Here is a 21,686-nt window from a genome sequence, read left to right as displayed (position 1 = left end):
GATCAGCCCTCCGTCTGGTCGCGCGGCAGCGCCTTGAACTTCTCGACGCCCGGGTGGCGCAGATCGATCTTCTCATCGAGCTCGACCTTGCGCAGCTTTTCGCCCGCGAGCTTGACCCGCAGGGTATAATCCTCCGGGGGGATTAGACCAGCGAGTGTCAGAATTGCGCGGCCGGTTGGCTCCGGTTCATAAACGACGAAAGCCTCGCCGTTCACACGAAGCCGGTAACCCTTGGCTAGGGGCGGCCGCTTGCCGAGCTTCGCGTATTCTTCGAGGTCGGCAATTTCGTCGAGGACCTCCTCCACGCCGGGGTCGTCCCCCTTCATGTCATTGTGTTCAGTCATTGTGTTCTCCTTGGAGAATGGGGCTGCCACCACGGCCGCCTCGGTTTCACATATGACATAGCATGCTAAGGATATCAAGCAAAAACTTTGCAAGCTTGACGCCATGAGCGGCGGCTGCTAGAATCGTAAGGAGAACAAAGCGTTGTAGGAGGACGCTGCTATGCCAACTCGGATCGACGAAAAAAGTGCCGTAAAGCCGACGCTAGGACAGTATCTTGTCTCGATTCGTACCGACCGACAAATGACTCTGCGCGAGGTCGAGGAGGCGACGAGCAAACAAGTATCGAACGCATATCTGAGCCAAATTGAAAACGATAAGATTCAGAAACCGTCGCCGAATATTTTGCACGCGCTTGCTGAGTTGTATGCCATAAGCTTCGAGAAGCTGATGGAGATGGCAGGATACCTGACGTCACCAACCACGCGCGATGACAGCCAAAGACATGGGAGGGTGGCCACTTTCGCGGAGCATAATCTTTCAGCAGAAGAAGAAGCTGAAATGATTCAATATCTCCAGTTTATAAGAAGTAGGAAACGACCGGGTGACAAAGCCTGACGACAGTAGCCTCGACCCCGAAGACCTTCGCGCCGTCGAGGAGCGGGCGCGCAAGCTTCTCGACCGCGCAGACGCCTGGGATCGATTTCCCGTGCCGCTGAATGACATTCTCGCTGCCGCCCAAGTGCGGCTTGCGCCTACAAGCTTGTTCGATGCCGCCGCCATCATCGCTTATGTGAGAGGCAAAACCGCTGACGCAGGCGTGCGAATCAAATCTGCGGTTGCCAAAGTGTTTGGCCTCTATGATGCGGCTGAGAGCCTGATTCACATCGACAACACGGTCGCGAAGCCGAAGCAGACGTTCCTAACTCTACACGAAACCGCACATCACGATTTGCCAACCCATCGTAAGCTTTTTCGTTTCTTCCAGGATTGCGAAAAGACCCTTGCTCCCGAAATCGCAGACCAGTTCGAGCGCGAGGCGAACAACTTCGCGCGCTTCGCCCTATTTAAAGGCGACACCTATGCGCGGCACGCCGCCGACTGTCCTTTCGACATTAAGACGCCCATAAACCTCGCAAAGAAATTCGGCGCGTCGATTTACGCCTCAGCACGCGAGTTTGCCCGGACAAATCATCGAGCTTGTGTCGTCTACATCCTGGAACCGATCCAATTGGCGAATGGCCACGGCGCTGAAGCATTTGTCCGGCGAATCGAACCGTCTCCGGCGTTCGTCGCGCAGTTCGGGCGACCGTCAGACACCAAGATCACCCTCAATCATATGCTGGGGCCGGTGCTGCCGATCGGCCGCAAGATGACGGCGCCCGTGTCGCTATCGATCCCGGACAGGAACGGCAGTCCGCACGAATGCCTAGCAGAGGCATTCGACACGAAGCACAACGTTCTGATCCTCATGTATCCGACGAAAGCGCTGACAGCCTCGACGATTATTTTGCCGCCAAGTTTCGGCCCGGCATGACCTGCCAAACTTCAACGCAATTTCACTACGGCGAAGGCGCTTTCGTGAAAGGGCATTAGGTCAGAACATGCAATTGCCTCTGGGCCAGGTCATTTCTCCGACGCAGAGCCAAGTCATTCGGACGCTTTGCGATGAAGTTTAGAATGGGCGGTTTCGCTTAGAACCGAACGCGTTGACCCAGACGTCTAGCTTGCGAAGGACCGTTCGATAGTTCCCCTCGTCCCGGCAAAACATGATGGCCGTCGCACGATTGTAGTCATCATCTCGGTCGTTCAAGAATAACTCGGCATCTTCCTTACTCAATCGCTGTTCAACCGCTTTGCGCAGTTTCTGGCGCCACAAATTTGCCTCGGCTAGGCTGTCACGGTCAGCCTGTTGGCGGCGTTCGATCGCGGAAAGGATCCCCCGCGCCTTCCCGGCAGCGTGATAGCCATGATACGCGGCTTCCAAAGGCGAGCGTCCGTCGAGATCAGGATGCGCCTGGTTCAGCCATAGGCCCGGGTCGTCAAGCACCGTTTTGGCGTACTCTGCAAGTTCCTTCTGCCGATTGATCTTGATCGTCTCAGCTTGCACAGCCGCTCCGGCCTTCTTCTCCGCCTCCTTCGCAGTAATCACAGCTAGGCGACGATCGCATTCGTTTGCAATCGGAAGGCCCAGAAGTTCACGCACATCAGTCCGAGTACCGTTGAAAAGGCCAACGATGGCGCGCAGCTCAGCTTCGACTGGTTTCATCGTGTGCGTGCTTTCCAGCAGGGCAGCGTAGGGTTCAGCAGTCTCCGGATTGGTCACACTCAGCCAATCCTCAACCGTCATACCGTCGCGCTCTTCGTCGCGCAGTTGGTCAAGAAGCCATCCTACCGCTTCTTCTATCCCCTTTCGGGCGGCAGACCTGCCCATCTCTTCCATGACCCAATCGAACCAGGACGAGACTATAGCTGGCGACAGCGCGAAACCGTGCTTCCAATCCAGCGCGACGCCAATTCCCGTAAGATATTTCAGATAGAATTCCACAGCTCTCCATGGGGCGGCGAAGCGGTTGTCTAGCGCCTCGACGGCCGCCCCAAGGTCGTTGCTGATCCATCTAAATTCCGGGCGGACAAGGCCCTTGCTCACAAGGTGCTTTGTCACCGAAAGTGCTGTTGGCAGCTTCTTTCCAAGTCCCTTTCCGTACAGGACGTCGGCGAGAACAATAGCCTGCCAGTTGGTGGGATGCGTGGTGAAGCAGGCATGCCCGGGAACCTCTATCCCGATGTGTTTGTCTAGGCCGATGCCGCGCAAGACATCGATGGTCGATATGGGCAGAGGTTTCGGACTTGAGCGCAGAGCAATGTCGTAGGCGCGGGCTTTCTGTCGGGCGTCGGCTGTCAGTTTATTCTGAGCAGCGAGTCGTGCGGCATTAGCCTCTTTTTGCAGCTCTATAACAGCATTGTCGATCGCCTCGTTGAACAGCCATTTGCGGGGGGCCGAGCGGATTACGGCGTCGGCAACCACCTCTGGCGCGGCATCCCTGGCTATGTGCGAAAGGTCAATTTCTATCGCCGCAATGCCGTGTTGGCGGATGCGTCGAATCTTTTCTTCGTCGCAAGGATGGGTCACCGCAATTTCTACAAACAGCTTTCGTCCGTCGAGGGTGACATAGAGATCAGGGACTATCTGTTGCGGGTCATGGAATTCGAGAGTTGCCGACTCGAGTTCAATTCTTTCTCGACCTGGCAGGATCCGTTCGACATTCCCATGGCTCGCGATCCGCTTCGGGACGAACAAGAGAAGGCGTTCCTGGACAATCTGCTTGGCTAGTTTGTGGAGGGCAGTTTCGGGACCTCCGCCACAGGCATCGCGATGATGGTGCGCGAAATGTGGCGTCTCTGCCAAGGTCTTGGCTATCAGGCGACTCCCGCACATCCCGGGGCAGACGCAATCGCATCGGAGCCCGCGGACGGCCATTGAGATGTGTACCAGGCTGCCATCAGACTGCTGCCCATACACAAGCTCGGCGCGATCGGTACCGAACTTTGCGCGCAGATGTGAATGGCCTTCACGAACTGTCATCTGGCAACCGAACTGTGTCGAATAGTTAGTCGGCCACATCAAACCATGCGAACGGTTGCGCGGTAAACTCTGCTCCGGCACAATTGCCGGGCTGTCACCAATCTGCGTAGACTTTGTCTATGCTGAGAATCGGCTCCGAACTACAGCTTAGCGCCTCCGACTTGGTTGGCCACTTGAACTGCGGTCACTTGACGGCGCTTGACCTTCAGGTTGCGGACGGCGCGCTTGAAAAGCCGAAGATCTGGGACCCGCTGCTCGAGATACTGCAGCAGCGCGGCGCCGTGCACGAGGCGGCCTATGTCGATCACCTACAGGCCTCCGGCTTTACGGTCGCGGTCATCGAGGGCAAGGTCATGGATGACGGCTCGTTGGCCGCCACGATCGAGGCGATGCACGCCGGTGCGCAGATCATTGTGCAAGCCGCTCTGCGCGCACCGCCCTTCACGGGCCGGGCCGACATCCTCCGACGCGTCGAGACACCAAGCGATCTCGGCGCCTGGTCCTATGAAGTCGTCGACACCAAGCTCGCCCGAGAGACCAAGGGCGGGACGGTGCTGCAGCTCTGCCTCTATTCCGACCTCGTCGGGCAGGTGCAGGGCCTCGTGCCAGAGCATGCCTACGTTGTCGCGCCGCTCACTGGCTTCGAACCGGAGGTCTTTCGGATCAGCGACTATGCTGCCTACTACCGCAATGTCCGGGAACGTTTCGCTGCGTCCTTGAACGGAAACGGCGTCACCTATCCGGAGCCGGTCGCTCATTGCGATATCTGCCGCTGGCGGGCGCGATGCGACGATCAGCGCCACCAGGATGATCACCTCTCCCTTGTAGCAGGGATCACGACGGTGCAGCGCGGTGAGCTCGCCGGCCACGACGTCACCACCATGACCGCGATGGCCGAGCTTCCCCTTCCGATGCCGTGGAAGCCGGAGCGCGGCGCCGCTTCATCCTACGATCGCATCCGGGAGCAGGCCCGGATCCAGGTCGCGGGGCGCGCAGCCGGTCAGTTGCTTCATGAAGCACTGCCGATAGAACCGGGCTTTGGGCTGTGCCGCCTGCCGGAGCCCGACGGCGGCGACATCTTCTTCGATCTCGAAGGCGACCCATTCGTCGGCGATGGCGGCCTCGAATATCTGTTCGGCTATGCCTTCAAAGACGCAGACGGCGTACTCACCAACGTCGCCGACTGGTGTCTCACGCCGGCAGATGAAAAGGCCGCCTTTGAACGCTTCGTCGATTTCGTGATCGAGCGGCGAGCGCACTATCCCAGCATGCACATTTATCACTACGCGGCCTATGAGCCGGGCGCGCTCAAACGCCTCATGGGGCGCTATGCCACGCGCGAGGAAGAGATCGACTCACTGCTGCGCGGGCAGGTCCTGGTCGATCTCTACGCGGTGGTTCGCCACGCCATCCGCGCCAGCGTCGAGAGCTATTCCATCAAGAAGCTGGAGCCGCTTTACGAGTTCGCGCGCGCAGTGCCACTGCCCGAAGCCAACTATGCTTTGAGCAAGATTCAGGCCTGTCTGGAACTCGGAGATGCAGGCGGAATCAATGCGGATGATCGGGCCGTCGTGACGGGCTACAACCAGGATGATTGTATCTCGACGGAGCGGCTTCGGGACTGGCTGGAGGGTCTGCGGACTGACGCGGTCGCCTCAGGCGTGGAGATTCCCCGGCCGGCTCCGCCTGGAGAAGATGCTCCCCCGGATATTAAAGCCTGGCAGGCGCGGATCGATGCAGTGGTGGCCGTGCTAACTGATGGCATTCCGGTAGACTCCGCAGAGCGCAACGCTCAGCAGCAGGCGCTTTACGTGCTGGCTAACACGCTTGACTGGCATCGCCGGGAAGAGAAGGCGATCTGGTGGGAATATTTCCGGCTGGCGGCGCTATCCGCCGACGAACTCGAGGGTGAGCGGGCGGGCATCGCCGGCCTTGAGTTCGTGGACACAGTGGGCGGAACCGTCAAGGCCCCTATTCACCGCTATCGATTTCCCCAGCAGGACGCTGAGTTTCGTGGCGGGGAGGATTTGCGCAGCGTCGGCGGCGAGCGATTTGGCAAAGTCGAGGCCGTCGACCTGGAACATCGCTTTATCGACGTCAAGAAGAGGGGCGACACTGCCGGTTTTCACCCCGAAGCGGTCTTTGCCCATACCTACATCGACACAAGCGTTCTGGCCGAGTCCTTGGTGCAGATCGGTGAGTACGTGGCCGATCATGGCATCGGCGGTCTCGGCGCCTACAAGGCCGCGCGCGATCTGCTGCTGCGGCTTCCACCCGATGCCGGCGGCGCGGCGCTGCGCCAGCCGGGCGAGAGCGCGGTCGATGCGGCCTGTCGCCTCGTTCCGGCCTTGCAGGGGGTGCTCGCCATCCAAGGACCGCCTGGCGCGGGCAAGACCCATACCGGCGCCTACGCGATCCTTGCGCTGGTCAGGGCCGGCCTTCGCGTCGGGGTGACCGCCAACAGCCACAAGGTCATTCGCAATCTGCTCGTGAAGACCGCCGAAGAAGCAGCGAAGGAAGACTTCGACCTGCAGTGCCTGCACAAGGTCACGGATGCGGAAGACAATGTCCCACACCTCACATTCACCACGAAGAACCCTGAGGCTCTCGGCGCCTTTGCAAGCGCCTACCACGTCCTCGGCGGCACGGGGTTCCTGTGGGCCCGGCCCGACGCGGCTGGCCTCGTCGACGTGCTGTTCGTAGATGAGGCCGCGCAAATGTCGCTCGCCAACGTGCTTGCCATATCGCCGGCCGCAGCCAGCCTTGTCCTGCTGGGCGATCCGCAACAGCTTGAGCAGCCGATGCAGGGCTCGCACCCCGAGGGTACGGAGGTCTCGGCACTCGACCACCTTCTTGGCGGACGGCAGACTATTGCAGAGGACGAGGGCCTGTTCCTCGAACAGACCTGGCGCCTCCACCCCGACATCTGCCGTTTCACCTCGGAGCTATTTTACGAAAGTCGCCTCCTGCCCCGTCCCGGTCTCGAAAACCAGGCCATCCTGATGGACGGACCGCTTGGCGGGAACGGCCTCCGCTATTTTCCGGTCCAGCACAGCGGCAACCAGAATTCCAGCCCGCAGGAGGCCGACCGTATTAGCGATATGGTGCAAAGGATTCTTGCCTCGGGCGCAGGGTGGCGCGATCGCGAAGGCAATGAGGCGCCGCTTAACCTGGACGACATCCTGGTTATCGCGCCCTACAACGCGCAGGTCTTTGAAATCCAAGCACGCCTCCCCGGCGCGAGGGTAGGGACGGTTGACAAGTTCCAGGGACAGGAGGCGCCCATCGTGATCTATTCCATCACGACCTCCAGCCATGCCGATGCCCCGCGTGGTATGGAGTTCCTTTACAGCGCGAATCGCCTCAATGTGGCCACCTCTCGCGCCAAGGCACTGTGCATTCTCGTGGCTAATCCGGAGGTGTTCGAGCCAGAATGTCGGACGCCGCGCCAGATGCAGCTGGCCAACGGCTTCTGCCGCTATCTGGAGATGGCAGATATGGTCAAACCATAGGCTCCTAGATGACCCCGGGCCGTCAACTTGAACTAGACCCAAATATCCGACGCACTGGTCGAAAATGAACGTTTCGCATCAACATCGACCACGAACTCTGACCATAGGCGAGATCCGATTTTTCGCCCCGCGAAGGCGCCAGCCATAGCCAGGAAACCGCGCAAGACAACGGCTAGATCATCAGTGAACCCCGTGAGAAGTGTTTCGGTGCTTGATCCGTACGCGAGGAAAAGCGCCTCACGATATTAGCTTTTCCTCTATATCGGGATGCTTGGTGTATGAAGCCAACGCTCTTCCGACCCAACCGCCCGTCTCGAAGCGCTTGCGCAGCTTTCGTTCGAAAATCTTTGACTCCAAGGGTTTTGAATTCTGATGTATTCATGATCTCTTCTTTGGCCCGCCATGCGTGCCAGTTGGCAGATCCCGAAAGGTACTCGGCCGCAACGCCTAAGGCCTCCGATTTGGTGGTTGGCTTTATCAAAAGCCTCCCGGCACTGCCCGCCTTGTATGCTGCAATCTCCGGCTTGTACGTCCTTTCGACGAGGCTGCTGACCCGCCAGTTGAATGGCTCCATCGCTAGGCCACGGCTCGCGATTTCTGTATCCCACAATCGGGCTGTACCGGTGTGGTCCTCCTGAAATGACCCGGACTGCGCGGCGGTCATGGCGCTGGCAGCGTTGGCAATGCCGTAGTACCAAGCAAGGATTCCGACGCGCGCGAAGTCTGACGTTTTCGTGCCTGATCGGAATTGCTCAAGAGCTGACAGATGATGCAACCCGAGGAAAAGCTGCTCAAGAACGGTGTTCTCCACCAAAGTGTCCATGCTGCGTTTCCCCAGGCGCGCGTAAAAGGCATCGGCGGCTGTGAAGTTTAGACCACTGTCTTGGATAAGGATGCGCAGCGCATGCATCCAGTTCACTGTCGACGGAAGGGCAAATTGCGGGTCAGGTTTGCCGCCCGGCTCGTTGATAGTTCCCTGCTTGATGATCCGATCGTACAGCATGGCTCATCCAGTTCGATTGTTAATGCATCTGAGTACTAAGGGGATTCGCGCGTGCAAATAGAAGATTGACTCGGTACGGTCATGGAAAAACAAGCATCCCGCAAATACTGAAGAGTCGCAAATGTCTGACAGCCTGACCGAGTTGATTCTTGCGCTGACACCCGAAGACGGGTCGTCCATAAACAATGGCGCATTGTTGGCACTCCTGCGCGATCATGTCCCTAGCTTGTCTGAGGATGACTATATCAGCGCTCGCGACATCCTGCTGGGCGAAGGGATCCTCGGCCGGGGACGTGGTCGAGGCGGATCGATATTCCGGATGGTTGAGCAAGCGATGGACGATGATGAGGGCGATGACGGCGCGGAAAGATTGGATGAAGATGACGGGTTCGAACTGATACCCACCGAAGAAACAGCACCAACTCAAAGGTCGAAATCTATCAAGAAGAGCGCCCGTCGGTCGGGAGAACCGCTCCAGGTGCTCAGCTATCGACATGGCGAGAGGCGGGTCAACAACCCCGAAGTCGGAATGGTCCATGCCGGGACCGATCCTGACGGGGACAAGACCGGATGGGCGTATGACCCGCATCTGGATCCCGTGTTGAACTTCGACAGCGCTCGGGCAGGGATCGAGAAGTTAATCGACGACGCGTTGGCCAGTGACGACCTCCAGCGGATGAAAAGCGCTCTAACCGAGCTCAAACGACTCCAGCAGCCTTACCTCAACTGGTCGGGCAAGGCGGAGCGGACGTCGTTCGAGGTCGATACCGTCTCCCTCCACGTCCATGAGCGCGTAGATCCGGCAACAATCTTGGCCAATGCGGCTCGGCGGCTGAAAGGTAAGGATGCGGGAGCACAGTGGCGACAGCCCGACCTATTCGCAGCGCCGTTCGAAAACCTACCGCTGCGGCAGGCCCTCCATTTCTACAGCCATGAAAAGGGATGGTCGAACCGCCTGGTGGCAGGCGATAGCCTTCTGGTCATGAATTCTCTGCTCACCAAGGAGAGCATGGCAAGAAAGGTACAGATGATCTACATCGATCCACCCTACGGGATCAAATACGGGTCGAACTTTCAACCTTTCACCAACAAGCGTGACGTCAAGGACCGCTCCGACGCGGACTTGACCCAGGAACCCGAGATGATCAAGGCGTTCCGTGATACCTGGGAGCTGGGCATTCATTCATACCTTACCTATCTGCGCGACCGGTTGGTGCTTGCTAAGGACCTATTGCATGATAGCGGATCGGTGTTCGTGCAGATTTCGGATGAGAATATTCATCGCGTACGATCAGTTATTGCAGAGGTAATGGGCGAGGAGAACTTCGTCGCGGAGATACCCTTTAAGACAACTAGCGCATTTACGAGCAGTAATCTTTCTCGATCTGCAGACTTCATTATCTGGTATGCAAGAGATCTACAAAAGTTGAAATACCGGCAGCTCTACCTCGAAAAGTCACTTGCCGATGATCGCGGTGGTCGCTTTACACGACTGTTGGAGGTCGATGGCCGCCGACGCGTGCTCACTACTCAAGAACGGGCCGACCCAAGCTTCACCCCTGCCGATTCAATGATTTATCGGCATGACAACCTTTTCTCCCAGGGGCGTGCCTCTGATCCTCAGGAGTTCATTTTTCAGGGCGCAGAGTTCGATCCGTGGAAGAAGAACGCCCATTGGAAGTGCCATCATCCAGTGGGCGTGCAGCGTCTGGGCAAAGCGGGACGCCTAGCTTTGCCTTCTACCGCGTCAATTGCCTATTTGCGCTACCTGGATGACTTCCCCGTGATGGCGATTTCGAATGTTTGGATGGATACCCAAACGGGCGCATTTACGGATGAAAAAACATACGTCGTACAGACTAACCAGAAAGTCATCGAGCGCTGTCTGCTCATGACCACGGATCCCGGTGATCTCGTGCTTGATCCAACCTGCGGCTCGGGCACAACCGCTTTTGTCGCCGAGAAATGGGGGCGGCGCTGGATCACTTGCGACACCTCGCGTGTGGCGATTACATTGGCCAAGCAGCGGCTGATGACTGCCAGTTTCGAGTACTATGCTCTGCGCTACCCGCATGAGGGACTGACGGGGGGGTTCGATTACGAGACCGTCCCTCATGTCACTCTAAAGAGCATCGCCAACAATCCCGACATCGACACGATCTTTGAGGAAAATCACCCGAAGATTGAGGCGGCGCTAGAGGGCCTGAACGCGGCCTTAACCGCCGAGCCACCAAGGGCCCTGAAACCCGCGCAGGGCGTGCGCAAAGGCAAACCGGTGGACTTTGCCGCGGGCGAGACGCTCCAAGAATGGGAGGTTCCTTTCGACTGGTCCGATGACTGGCCCAGCGCCGCTCGCGCGCCCTTCGACGCTTTCCAAGCCGCCCGCCAGGCGATGCAGCGGCGCATGGACGAGAGCATCGCTGACCATGCGGAACAGGAAACTCTCTACGACAAACCGCGGATTGACCGGAACCGCCTGCGCATCACTGGCCCGTTTTCGGTCGAGGCCGTGCCAGCGCCCACTGTCCTGTCGCTCAATGACAGCCTGCCGCCCATCGAAGCCGATGACAGCATCGCGCGCGCAGGCGAGACGTCGCGTCAGTCGTCGTGGCGCGCCGAGTTGTTGAAAACCGGCGTTCGCGGTAAGGGCGGCGCTATGCTCAGCTTCGCTGAGTTTGAGACGCTGCCCGGGCTGAAGTATATCCACGCAAGCGGATCGCTGTCCGAAACAGGTGAGCGGGTCGTCATCAGCTTCGGTCCCGAGCACGCGGCTCTGGAACAGCGACAGGTGGAACTCGCCTTGGCAGAGGCCGAAACCCTCAGGCCGGCACCGAAGTTCATCCTATTTTGTGCCTTCGCCTTCGATCCGGAAGCGGCCAAGGACATCGAAGAGGTTAACTGGCCCGGCGTGACGTTACTCAAGGCGCATATGAACATCGACCTGCTGACCGAAGATCTGAAGAAGGCGCGGTCATCCAACCAATCCTTCTGGCTGATGGGGCAACCGGATGTGGAACTGCGCCACCGCGAGGACGGGATGTGGGAGGTCGAGGTCAACGGCTTCGATTATTTCGATCCCAAGGCGGGCGACTTGGTGTCCGGCGGTAAGAAGCAGATCGCGATGTGGTCGCTGGACACCGACTACGACCAGCGATCACTGATGCCGCGTCAAGTGTTCTTTCCCATGGCAGATGCAAAGGGTGGTTGGAACCGGCTGAAGGCGACAATTCGCTCTGAACTCGATGAGGACCTTCTGGACCAATTCCACGGCACTTTGTCGTTGCCGTTCGCGGCGGGCGACAACCGTCGTATTGCCGTGAAGATCGTGGATGACCGTGGGATCGAATCCCTTAAGATCATTCCGCTCGAGGGCTGAAACCTATGTCCCTCATCATCAATACGCCTTTCGTCTGCCCGGCGCAGCATTGGGTCGAAGGTAAGGGCGGCAAGCTCGAGATCAAGCCTGAGCGCCGCTCTGCAAGCTACGAGGTCTTTGACGCACGCAACAACACCAAACGGACCGAGGTGCTGGATCTGGTCAACACCATCCGCGCCCGTGTGGACGTCTGGCGTGAGGCGGGCTGGCCTGGCATAACGATCGTCACCCGGAAGCTCTTAGAGCACTGGCACGACGCGGAGGCTCGCCAGCATCCGTTCTACTTCTGCCAGCTCGAGGCGATTGAGACCCTAATCTGGTGGGTGGAAGGCGCCGAAGCCTTCAAGCAGGGTATCGCGATCCCTGATGACGGAGGCGCGTGGGAGCGGCTCTGCAACAAGATGGCGACGGGTGCGGGTAAGACCACGGTGATGGCGATGATCATCACTTGGCAGGTGCTGAACGCGCTTACCTACCCAAAACGGAACAAGGACTTCAGCCGTGCTGTGCTAATCGTGGCCCCCGGACTCACGGTGAAAGAGCGCCTGCAGGTGCTGCTACCAAGCGACGGCAGCTACTACGACGAATTCAATCTGTGTCCATCAGAGGCGCTGCGGCAGAAGCTGAACCAGGCCGAGGTGTTAATCGAGAACTGGCACACGCTGATGCCACTTAAGGATCAGCAGCGGTCCGTTGTGAAGAAGGGCCGAGAGTCCGATGAGGCATTCACGCGCCGCGTACTCGGCAAGCTTGCCCCGTACAAGGACATCATCGTCATCAATGACGAGGCGCACCATGCTTACCGCAAGCCGCCCGAGGTGAAGATTAGCAAGAAGCAGGCGGCCGAACAGGGTATCGATCTTGAGGAAGCGACGCGCTGGATCGAGGGACTGGATCGCATCCACAAGACACGTCGCATTCAGCGCTGCTTTGACCTTTCGGCGACGCCCTTTGCACCGACCGGTAAGAAGAGTACGGACACGGCGCTGTTCGACTGGATCGTCTCTGATTTTGGGCTGAACGATGCGATCGAGGCTGGCCTCGTCAAGACACCGCGCGTTGTAGTTCGGGACGACGCGCTGCCAGACGCGAGGACGCTGCGGTCAAAACTCTATCACATCTACCGCGATCCGGCGGTGTCCGAGGATCTGAACAGGGCCAGGGCCGAGCCGCACGAGGCGCTGCCGAAACTGGTGCAGGATGCCTATACGCTTCTCGGCGCCGACTGGCGCGAGACGCAGAGGCAGTGGCGAGATGCAGGGCATCATACCCCGCCGGTGATGCTGACTGTATGCAACCGCACCGAGACGGCAGCTCGGGTCGAGCACTATTTTAACAAGGGCGACTCGCACTGGCCGGAGCTGCACGCCCCGAACAAGACGTTGCGCGTTGATTCAAAGGTGCTTGAGAAGGCGGAGATCGGCGAAGCCGCTACATCCGACAAGGACTACGAGGACAGGCTGAAGGGCATCATCGAGGCCGCGAACCTACCGGAGACACGAAAGCAGCAGCTTCTCAGCATGAAGAAGGAAGAACTGCTGCGCGAGATCGTGGATAACGTCGGCAAGCGCGGGGCTGCGGGCCAGGACCTGCAGAACGTCGTCTCCGTCGCTATGTTGTCCGAGGGCTGGGACGCCAAGAACGTGACACACATCATGGGTTTGCGCGCGTTCACCTCGCAGTTGCTGTGCGAGCAGGTCGTAGGCCGCGGGTTACGCCGGGTCTCCTACGATACCGACGAGAATGGGTTATTCCTGCCAGAATACGTGAACGTTTTCGGCGTCCCGCTGTCCATTTCCGAAACGGGAGAAAGTGGCGACGCGCCTCCGCCTCCCAGGCCGACCACCCAGATCGAAGTCGTCCCAGAAAGGGCGAGCTTCGAGATAAAGTGGCCCAACGTGTTGCGTATCGAAACCGTGGTGAAGCCTCAGTTGACCATGGCATGGGGCAATGTACCGGCCCTCGTGCTTGACCCATCCTCAACCCCCATCAGCGCTGATCTGGCGCCGGCCTTGGGCGGTGCGACGGACATGGGCAAAGTCACTGCAATCGACCTCGAACGCCTTCCGGATGGCTTCCGGCTGCAGAGATTGGTATTTCAGGCAGCACGGAAAGGCTTCGCTGAACTGCGCCACAGCTTCTCGGGAACCGAGGAGTATCTTGCCGCGCAGCTGGTTCGCATCGTTGAGTGCTTCCTGAATTCCAAGCTGGTGGATATCCCGTCACTCTTCCATTCCGATCCTCTCCGTCGACGGATTCTCATCGCGTTAAATATCGATCTCGTCGTTCAACATGTGTTGCGCTACGTCAGCGAGCACAACACGGAACGGCTCACCCCGGTCTTTGACGAGGAAAACCCTATAGGCGCTACCGGTCAAATGCGGACCTGGTACACGACCAAGCCCTGCTTTTCGGCGATCAAGTCACATATCAGCCACCTCGTCGGGGACTCCTCATGGGAAGGTCATGCGGCTAACGTTTTCGAAAACCGTGATGATGTAGTCGCCTATGCCAAAAACGATCATTTGGGCTTCCAGATTCAGTACATGTGGGCCGGTTCGCGTCGCAGATACGTGCCCGACTTCCTTCTGCGACTGTCAAGCGGCAAGACACTGGCGCTCGAAATCAAGGGAACGGATAGCGCGCAAAACAAGGCCAAACGCGACGCACTAAATGAATGGGTCAAGTCGATCAATGAGACTGGTGGGTTTGGCCAGTGGGCTTGGGACGTCGCCTTCAACCCCAGCGATATGCAGGACATTATCACCGAGCACGCCAATGCTGCCCTGGGTGGGCGCAATGACGCAGTAACCCATGACTCCACGATTTGATGGCCGCGATCTGCTGGGCGCTTGTCAGAATGACGGCTCCTGAAGGTGCGTTAGAATTTGACCAGACCGCACCGGATCGATCCTATCAGCCTCTGCGAGTGCCCAACGTTGCCAGGCTTCCAGTGCCGAGGGATCGATGTCTGCTGAACCTTCATCGATCGCGCGACGGACGCGCTCGACAAGCGCGCGAATGTCCTCCGCTTGACGTAGCAACTCTCCACTGGTCCGCAGGTTTTGCAGGCGCTTTTGGTTGAGTTGGACTAGCCATTCTTGGCGCTGCTTCTCCCTTTCAATCCGCTCCCGCTCTGCACGCTCCTCGGCTTCCCGCAGGTTAAGTCGGAACTTCTTCTCGCCAGCCACGATGATCGCAGCCGCGATCTCAGCGACCTTTGACTCAAGCTGACCGTCACCGTCGTCCTGCCAAGAAACTGTATTCTTGCGGTCGAAACCCGGATCGATCCGCAGGGCAAGTGGGGTTGATGCTGGCAGATCCGGCGCCGGCCGCAGGTACCCCTGCTGACGCACCGTGCGGTGGCTGCCGACTATTCCAATGTCCAAACCAAGATAGGTGTCGCCGATGCCTGCTCGCGCGTGAATTTCTCCATCGCGCTCGTAGGCATCACCGTCATGGCCGCGCTTGCGGAGCGCCAAAAACAGCGCATTGAAGATTTTCAGCCGCCGCTTGCCCAGTGGATTGTCGAACCTGGGTTCGTCAAAGGTCCACTCGCGTTTTGCATTTTTGTCGCGGCGACGCTGCTCCTGCTTTAGCAGTTGAACGAGCCCTTTGTGGGGCCTGTCCAACGTCTGTGGGACGGAAACTTTGCCAATCGCCTTAAATTCCTGTGCGTGGAGTTCGTCGAGGTCTTCTGGAACCAGAGCGGATGCAAATGGCCCATTGGATGCAAGAGGGGCTGCAATCGTCAGAACCTTTGAGAAGCGGGCATCGACACTTGCTCGGCCCGATTCACCGGGGCGCCGCGGTGGCGCCTTGGGTAGTGCTGGCACCCTCTTTCCGGCACGGATTTTGTTCCAATAGCCTTGCGGCGGCGATGCAACGCCACATCGCGTCAGCAGCTTCTTCAGCCCGACGTCGGACAGGTCGAGCTTCGCCGCCAAGTCCCGCATCGGTGCAGACCATGCGAACGCAATCAGATCGTCAGGCAACACAAGAATGTCGTTCTGCCACACGTCGCCTTACCTCCATTTTGTTCAACGAGGCTGCTTTTGGCACGCCTTCGCAGTGTCGATATGACAGGCCGGCCAGTGCCATCTAAGGTCAAATCTGGCAATTCCTACGTGCCCTCGATAGCGTCAGGAATGCGCTTACATCATCAAGACGGCTGCAGATCGGCTGCAGCTGAAGCGGCGCTCTTGGTGAGCATCAGCAGGACGCTCAAGAAGCGATTTGCTTCCTTTCGTAGTTCCTCGCGCAAAAGGGGGCAGCCGGACATTTTTGCGGGGCAGAGCGAGGTTTGGTTGTATCGAGACACGGCTACGAGATCCGACCAAAGAGCGATGGCAAGATAAAAGGGCGCACATTGCGCATCGGTTGGTTGGTTGCTTTTGTTGGATTATTCTCTGCCTTCCGCACATTGCGAGTTTGCGAGGCAATGTGTCGTTTACTGTCAAAGGATTGTTTTGGTGTGGAAATTGGCAATTTGCAGAAGCAAATCGCCCCGCAATTCGGATCGGTTCCCGTCCAACTCCGCCGGCCTCTCGGAATGACTGTAGTTGGAGCTGAAGGGAACTAAGCGGCTTCAGAGCGGCCGACCATAGAAGCGGACTTCGGCTGCGCCGACACTTGCTCGCTCACCGTTGGAAAAACTGGTTCGTGTTTGCTATTGGGCTCTATGGCCAAAGCACCGAAAGCAACAAAAAAGGCGCACTGCCCCACCTGCGATGGTGAGCGCACCTGCGAAGTCCATGGAACGATCTACAAGCCTTGGGATTGGGAGGATCGGCAACATGGCTATTCGGTCAACGGCGGCGTGGACCACTCCCTGCTTGAATGTCGAGGATGCGAAACCGTGTTCTACGAAAACTCCAGCTGGAACAGCGAAGATATACATCGCTACTACGATGCGATGGGGCAGGAGCAGTACGAGAATCCGAGGGAGATCACGACCTTTCCGAAGCCGGAAGCCAAGACGAAGCCGGTATGGTTCGACGCCATGCAGAAGGCTGACCCACAGCTGCACAATATCTTGAGCCAAATGTACGTGGCGTACGATAACCAGGCGTACATCCTCACAGCAATCGGGCTCAGAACCGCATTGGACCGAGCGACCGAAGTTCTTGGCATCGATCCGGCCAAGACATTTGATGAAAAGCTGGACGAACTTCGCAACGGAGGATGGATCGGGCAAACTGAGCGGGACATCCTCGCCGTCGTCACTGATGCGGGCAGTGCCGCTGCGCATCGCGGATGGGAGCCCGGCAGCCGAGAAGTTTCCGACCTGCTGACGTCGTTGGAGGTTTTTCTCCACCGCGCCTTCATAGTCGGCCAGAAGGCATTGGGCATTAAGAGCAGCATTCCTGCGAAGCAAAAGCGGCTCGCCGCGGCTGCGAAGAAAACGACGCCTTAACCGCCAAGGGGTCGAAAGTGGAACGACAGCTTCTGGTACATGCCGGCCAAAACGCAAAGCAAGCTGCGCGAGGTGTCGAAGCCTATGACTGCCCGGCATACCCGCTTCCGTCGATCATGGAAGGGGAACAGAAACATGGACGATGGAAGTGGTGATGTCGGACCAGGACTTGAAAGCTCGGATCGAGGAATCTCTGAAGTTGGGACGCGTAGGCTCATCCGAGTGGCAGTCGTACACATGGAAGAATGAGCTCGCGGAGCAGCGGCGCAGAATAATTCTTCATCTCGGCGAGGTGCTGGCAGAGGCGGAGACCGAGCACAATCCCTATCACATGCTGGAACGGGCAGTTGGAGTTGCCGCGGTATGTATGAGACGGTTGATCGAATGCCGGCTGGTGACGGATCGGTTTCGCGAGACGCCACTTGAGGTTCATGAGATCGATGTCAAGAAGGATGCGGAATGGCGCGAACCATTCGTAAGCCGCACTGCGAGCGAGATCTTTAACAACTATGACATGACGGCGCGTCGTCTCGAGAGGCGAACGCCTAAAATGATCTCCGACAAGATGCTACACGCCCGCGTCATCGGCATTCTTTCCGGGAGCGCTTATTTGCCGGACGGCTTGCTGATTGCGTCGGATACGCAGAGCAAGACACAGCTCTTTCATTTCTCACCGCCCGAGATTGCAGGTATCTTCGATGGATTCCTAGAGGATGAAGTCCGACGGACCTCCGACGGATATATGGATAAGGATGGCCAGATCTCGGGAACCCGCAAGGTCTTCGCGATCAGAGAATAGACCGGATTTGCTGGCGACCGAGTGCCTCGCCAAGTCAAAGCATTGATGGCGGATATGGGTCTGCAGGTTAGCGATGGAGTTGCGTGCGCATTTCGCTTGGCGATCTGTAGCCTTTCGATTTCTACTGGCCATGCGGTCACTGAAAGTGTCAAAGCTGAGTATCGTGTAGCTTCGTGGTGATGGATGTTTGGTTTAGGAAAAAAGGCAGAATCTGGTGTGCCGACGGCCCAGGTTGAAAAGGAAGTCACGGTAACAACCATCGCCCGCGATCCCGTGACCCATCTCGAGCAGTATCTCGCCTACTACGTCAGCCGACTGGAGCCAGGTTATGCGGTTCTCGTCACTGGTGGTTGGGGTTCGGGCAAGACACACCAGGTGACCGCGGCCCTACCAACGAGCCATGCCTTCTACGTATCTCTTTTCGGCTTGAATTCTCCGGAGGAGATCGAAGGACAGATATTCGCCGCTATGTACCCTGGAAAAGCGGCGATCCAGAGAATCGCAGAGAAAGTCGACGGCATATCCCTCAACATCCCAGTTTGGGGACCGATCGGGACCGGAGGTTTAAGCTCCGCCCTAGCAAATATCTTCATCAAGAACGAGGTGAACACGTCGAAACCCCTGATCCTCGACGACCTCGAGCGCTCCACCGTCGACATCAAAATACTCTTGGGCCTCATCAACCGGTTTGTCGAACACCGCAAGTGCCGTGTCGTAGTGATCGCGCACGATAGCAAGATCGTCCAGGACTTTATGGAAGCCAAGGAGAAGGTATTCGGTCAAACTCTGGTCGTTGAGCCGAACGTGAAAGAAGCCTTCGCGGCATTCGTGGCGAAATTTGCTCGCGCCGACGAACCGCCGCAGCTGAATGCTCTGCGGAGCGAAATCCTCAGCATATTTAGGCAGTCGGATACCGATTCCCTCCGGATCCTGCGCCACGTCGTAGAGGACTTCGGACGATTAACGGCGGTGTTGGAGGAACGCCACCTGAGCAACCAGGCAGCGATGTCAGAACTCGTCCGTCTTTTTTCGGCCTGCGCGATCGAGGTACGCCAGGGCCGCCTCAACCGCGATGGCCTCACCAGCCGGAGTGAGCGGTTGATCTATCACCGTATTAACGGGGAGAATCGTGAAGGTCCGCCATCGCCCATTGTCGATTCAAGCTTAAGATACCCGTCCGTCGACATGAGCAGCGCCCTCCTCCAAGACGGCGTCCTCATCGAAATGCTCATCGAGGGCCGCTTCGTCACCGAACACATCCGCCAGTCGATCGATTCAAGCGCGTATTTCTTGATGGAGGCGGATGCACAACCGTGGCTACTCGTCAGCGACTTCGACAAGCTGGACGACGATGTGGTCGATGATGCCCTGAAGCGCATGGAAGAGCAGTTCGTCAACCGGGAAATTCTGGAGTCAGGCGAATTCCTTCACGTTGTTGCCCTGAAGATGATGATGGCCTTCAGAAGGCTATCCAAGGCCACTGTAAGCGATGTCAAGAAGGCTGCCCTTTCGTATATCGACGAGTTACTGGCACAGGACCGCTTGCCCCCCAGACCGGCTGGTTTCCGGTGGTTTGAGAGCTTTGACGGTTCGTCGGCGGGTGTGTCGTACTGGGTGACGGAAGACTACCAAGACGACTTTCGGGAAGTGTTCAACTATCTGGTCGACGCCCGAGGCAAGGCACTGGATAAGCGGCTCCCTGGCTTGACGCCCGGCCTGCTGGAGGTCGTACGAACCGACGGTCGGAAATTTTTCGAGAAGGTGTGCTATTCTCGGAATGGGACGATCGAGTTCGAAGACGTTCCCATACTCTCCCTCATTGCCGTGAAAGACTTTGTCGACGCGTGGATAGCTTCCCCGAAGACCGGGTGGCACTGGATCAGCAACGCGTTGAAGGAACGATCTAAGGCCGCGCCTCAATATCCAGAGCTGCATCCAGAGATCAGTTGGTACCCAAAGGTGGCCAACGAGATGCAGGCTCGCGCTCGGGCGAACACCGGCCTTGCCAGGTTCCGTATCGAACGTGCCATCGGTAAGCTCGGGTTACCCAAGCCTCCTCCGCATAAACGTCGGCCAAAAGCGCCCGCTCCACCTGCCGCATAGGCCTAATCCTTGGAGCGGTGAAGCCTGGACGTCCACCGCGTTTTCCATTGCCGGAGCGCAGCGTATAGTCATGGAAGTCCCAGCCTACCAATGGCTCAGGATATCGGCGAATGCCACCTGCGGGACGCGCCACAAGCTCGATGCGGTCAGTTCCTCACAAGGCCGCTTTCTGGGGATTTTGAATATAAGGGCCGTTATTGTTTGGCGACAGCTCCGCCTGCAGATTGGTTTGAGCCCGAGGCATGCAACCTCAAGGGTCGCAGCCATCGCTGACTGATAGTTGAACTGGCACCCCTGACCTGAACGGGCAACGTGCGGCGCCAGGCCGCCGCTCGCTCGCTACGGCGCCGTTCGGGGCGTGCTCGCGAGCCGCTCGGCCCAGCATCACTACCGATTAGTTTGGCTCCGCTGACAATCTCTTGATAGCTGCAGCAGGATCGAACCCCAGGATGTTAGCCAGATCGATAAACTCGATTACGTCGACGCGACGTTGGCCGCTTTCGAGCCGAGCTACAAACGACTGATATTCGCCTAGCCTCGTTGCGAGCTGGGTCTGAGTCAGTCCGCTAGCCTCACGCTTTTCAACCAGCATTGCGATCAACGACTGGTGGCGCGGAGTACCGAGCGTTTTGACCACAGGTTTGCCTCATCCGGTTCAGATGAGGGCTTCAATTATATCTGATTTCCAGTTATCTTAAATTCAGATACGACTTGGCCGCGTCGAATTGGAGGATTGAGTGATGGCCTCATCAAAAACGCAAAGACACGACCCCGCAGTCGGCCTATGGGCCAAGTGGCATCGTGCCCGCCATGCGTCTTCGGTATTGTGCCGGGTACAACAGCGGTTGGAGACGAGAATTGTCAGCAATACCGCAATTCAGGTATTGACTGAGGGAGACCCGGTGGTGGGGTGCGCGCGCATGATGCCGTCCGAGGAGATCCGCCGATTCGCTGTCGCTCGGGAGGCAGAAGTCCTAGCCATGACCCAGATGCTCAAACTTCAGGATATGCTTCCAGAGGTTGAAGCCCTCTCGCTGGCTGGCATTGTGGCTAAATTGGATATGATCGTCGGAGCAGACCGGGATATCGGCGATCCGACAGATTTCCCTTGGCCACACATCGCCTCCGCTCTTCGCGACTTGAAAGCCATTGCAGGAGATATGCCGGCGTACCGACCAAGACGCTCTACGACCCGCGTAGATGTGGCAGTGCATTGGGAGGGTGCGGCCAGGCTTATCGCGTGCTTAGAGGCGGACGAGGCTGCTGCACGCAGTGAACGGACTACTCGACCGATCTAAACTTGGCGCGCCGATCGGTGACCGTGGCGACGACAATCGGGTTTGTGTCAGACGCTCGCCGGCAGACGGCCACGATTTTCGCGTCTAGAGCAAAACGCAAAAGCCTTCGCGGTTCCGTTCGGCCCATGCCTTGTTCGGACGGCAACTGTGGTTAGATTTGGCCCTCGCCAATCTGATGGAGGGGGCGTCCGATGAAAATTAACTCCTGACCCTAGGTTCGTAAACTAGAACGAGAAGGCTGTGCCTCTCTGCTCTTTGTGCGGTTGGAAGCTCGGTCGATGACTGGAGTTTTTCGGAAAACCGGCTAAGAG

14 protein-coding genes are annotated in these 21,686 nt (G+C 58.0%); 9 read left to right on the top strand and 5 right to left on the bottom strand.

From position 1 onward, the window contains the following. Nucleotides 1–2: 2 nt before the first annotated feature. Nucleotides 3–344, bottom strand: coding sequence for a multiubiquitin domain-containing protein (locus tag FJ425_RS23890; RefSeq protein WP_210241704.1), 342 nt, complete (start codon nucleotides 342–344; stop codon nucleotides 3–5). A gap of 160 nt (nucleotides 345–504) precedes the next feature. Between FJ425_RS23890 and FJ425_RS23885 the strand changes: the two genes are divergently transcribed. After that, nucleotides 505–900 (top strand): helix-turn-helix transcriptional regulator, encoded by a 396-nt coding sequence (locus FJ425_RS23885; RefSeq protein ID WP_140726468.1) that lies wholly within the window; start codon nucleotides 505–507, stop codon nucleotides 898–900. Continuing rightward, on the top strand, nucleotides 887–1,819 hold the full coding sequence (locus FJ425_RS23880; protein ID WP_140726465.1) for a hypothetical protein: 933 nt from the start codon (nucleotides 887–889) through the stop codon (nucleotides 1,817–1,819). The genes FJ425_RS23885 and FJ425_RS23880 overlap by 14 nt, the downstream gene beginning before the upstream one ends. A 138-nt stretch (nucleotides 1,820–1,957) precedes the next feature. On the opposite strand, the gene FJ425_RS23875 is transcribed toward FJ425_RS23880, so the two are convergent. After that, nucleotides 1,958–3,868, bottom strand: coding sequence for a hypothetical protein (locus FJ425_RS23875; RefSeq protein ID WP_140726462.1), 1,911 nt, complete (start codon nucleotides 3,866–3,868; stop codon nucleotides 1,958–1,960). Between the two features lie 119 nt (nucleotides 3,869–3,987). Here FJ425_RS23875 and FJ425_RS23870 point away from each other — a divergent pair, with 119 nt between their 5' ends. Next, nucleotides 3,988–7,380, top strand: a complete 3,393-nt coding sequence (locus tag FJ425_RS23870; protein WP_140726458.1) for a TM0106 family RecB-like putative nuclease — start codon at nucleotides 3,988–3,990, stop codon at nucleotides 7,378–7,380. Between the two features lie 172 nt (nucleotides 7,381–7,552). Here FJ425_RS23870 and FJ425_RS23865 read toward each other — a convergent pair whose 3' ends face one another. Continuing rightward, nucleotides 7,553–8,383 (bottom strand): hypothetical protein, encoded by an 831-nt coding sequence (locus tag FJ425_RS23865; protein WP_210241703.1) that lies wholly within the window; start codon nucleotides 8,381–8,383, stop codon nucleotides 7,553–7,555. Between the two features lie 121 nt (nucleotides 8,384–8,504). Here FJ425_RS23865 and FJ425_RS23860 point away from each other — a divergent pair, with 121 nt between their 5' ends. Beyond that, nucleotides 8,505–11,759 (top strand): site-specific DNA-methyltransferase, encoded by a 3,255-nt coding sequence (locus FJ425_RS23860; RefSeq protein ID WP_140726455.1) that lies wholly within the window; start codon nucleotides 8,505–8,507, stop codon nucleotides 11,757–11,759. A gap of 5 nt (nucleotides 11,760–11,764) precedes the next feature. Beyond that, nucleotides 11,765–14,590 (top strand): DEAD/DEAH box helicase family protein, encoded by a 2,826-nt coding sequence (locus tag FJ425_RS23855; RefSeq protein WP_140726452.1) that lies wholly within the window; start codon nucleotides 11,765–11,767, stop codon nucleotides 14,588–14,590. A gap of 24 nt (nucleotides 14,591–14,614) precedes the next feature. Here the strand turns inward: FJ425_RS23855 and FJ425_RS23850 are convergent, their stop codons facing one another. Next, nucleotides 14,615–15,778 (bottom strand): hypothetical protein, encoded by a 1,164-nt coding sequence (locus FJ425_RS23850; RefSeq protein ID WP_140726449.1) that lies wholly within the window; start codon nucleotides 15,776–15,778, stop codon nucleotides 14,615–14,617. 662 nt (nucleotides 15,779–16,440) lie between these two features. On the opposite strand from FJ425_RS23850, the gene FJ425_RS23845 reads away from it, so the two are divergent. The 3 genes from FJ425_RS23845 (at nucleotide 16,441) to FJ425_RS23835 (ending at nucleotide 20,077) form a co-directional block, all read left to right on the top strand. Beyond that, nucleotides 16,441–17,175 carry a DUF4145 domain-containing protein gene (locus FJ425_RS23845; protein WP_140726446.1) on the top strand — a complete coding sequence of 245 codons (735 nt, stop codon included), beginning with the start codon at nucleotides 16,441–16,443 and terminating at the stop codon, nucleotides 17,173–17,175. 154 nt (nucleotides 17,176–17,329) lie between these two features. Further along, nucleotides 17,330–17,974, top strand: a complete 645-nt coding sequence (locus FJ425_RS23840; RefSeq protein ID WP_140726443.1) for a hypothetical protein — start codon at nucleotides 17,330–17,332, stop codon at nucleotides 17,972–17,974. A 183-nt stretch (nucleotides 17,975–18,157) separates the two neighbouring features. Further along, a complete protein-coding gene (locus FJ425_RS23835; protein ID WP_140726440.1) occupies nucleotides 18,158–20,077 on the top strand; it encodes a hypothetical protein in 1,920 nt (639 codons plus the stop codon). Between the two features lie 394 nt (nucleotides 20,078–20,471). Here the strand turns inward: FJ425_RS23835 and FJ425_RS23830 are convergent, their stop codons facing one another. Then, nucleotides 20,472–20,669, bottom strand: a complete 198-nt coding sequence (locus FJ425_RS23830; protein ID WP_140726506.1) for a helix-turn-helix transcriptional regulator — start codon at nucleotides 20,667–20,669, stop codon at nucleotides 20,472–20,474. Between the two features lie 388 nt (nucleotides 20,670–21,057). On the opposite strand from FJ425_RS23830, the gene FJ425_RS23825 reads away from it, so the two are divergent. Beyond that, complete coding sequence (locus FJ425_RS23825) at nucleotides 21,058–21,375, top strand: hypothetical protein (protein ID WP_246677992.1); 318 nt, start codon at nucleotides 21,058–21,060, stop codon at nucleotides 21,373–21,375. Nucleotides 21,376–21,686: the final 311 nt, after the last annotated feature.

The sequence above is a fragment of the Mesorhizobium sp. B2-7-2 genome, assembly GCF_006440775.1.
GTDB lineage: Bacteria > Pseudomonadota > Alphaproteobacteria > Rhizobiales > Rhizobiaceae > Mesorhizobium.
Note: the sequence above shows the minus strand (reverse complement) of the source record. Positions and strands in the feature narration are given on the sequence as shown.

Coding starts and splice junctions, on each gene's coding strand:
- FJ425_RS23890 (WP_210241704.1), bottom strand. CDS start 344: ATGACTGAACACAATGACATGAAGGGGGACGACCCCGGCGTGGAGGAG.
- FJ425_RS23885 (WP_140726468.1), top strand. CDS start 505: ATGCCAACTCGGATCGACGAAAAAAGTGCCGTAAAGCCGACGCTAGGA.
- FJ425_RS23875 (WP_140726462.1), bottom strand. CDS start 3,868: ATGACAGTTCGTGAAGGCCATTCACATCTGCGCGCAAAGTTCGGTACC.
- FJ425_RS23870 (WP_140726458.1), top strand. CDS start 3,988: ATGCTGAGAATCGGCTCCGAACTACAGCTTAGCGCCTCCGACTTGGTT.
- FJ425_RS23865 (WP_210241703.1), bottom strand. CDS start 8,383: ATGCTGTACGATCGGATCATCAAGCAGGGAACTATCAACGAGCCGGGC.
- FJ425_RS23860 (WP_140726455.1), top strand. CDS start 8,505: ATGTCTGACAGCCTGACCGAGTTGATTCTTGCGCTGACACCCGAAGAC.
- FJ425_RS23855 (WP_140726452.1), top strand. CDS start 11,765: ATGTCCCTCATCATCAATACGCCTTTCGTCTGCCCGGCGCAGCATTGG.
- FJ425_RS23845 (WP_140726446.1), top strand. CDS start 16,441: ATGGCCAAAGCACCGAAAGCAACAAAAAAGGCGCACTGCCCCACCTGC.
- FJ425_RS23840 (WP_140726443.1), top strand. CDS start 17,330: ATGTCGGACCAGGACTTGAAAGCTCGGATCGAGGAATCTCTGAAGTTG.
- FJ425_RS23835 (WP_140726440.1), top strand. CDS start 18,158: ATGTTTGGTTTAGGAAAAAAGGCAGAATCTGGTGTGCCGACGGCCCAG.
- FJ425_RS23830 (WP_140726506.1), bottom strand. CDS start 20,669: ATGCTGGTTGAAAAGCGTGAGGCTAGCGGACTGACTCAGACCCAGCTC.
- FJ425_RS23825 (WP_246677992.1), top strand. CDS start 21,058: ATGACCCAGATGCTCAAACTTCAGGATATGCTTCCAGAGGTTGAAGCC.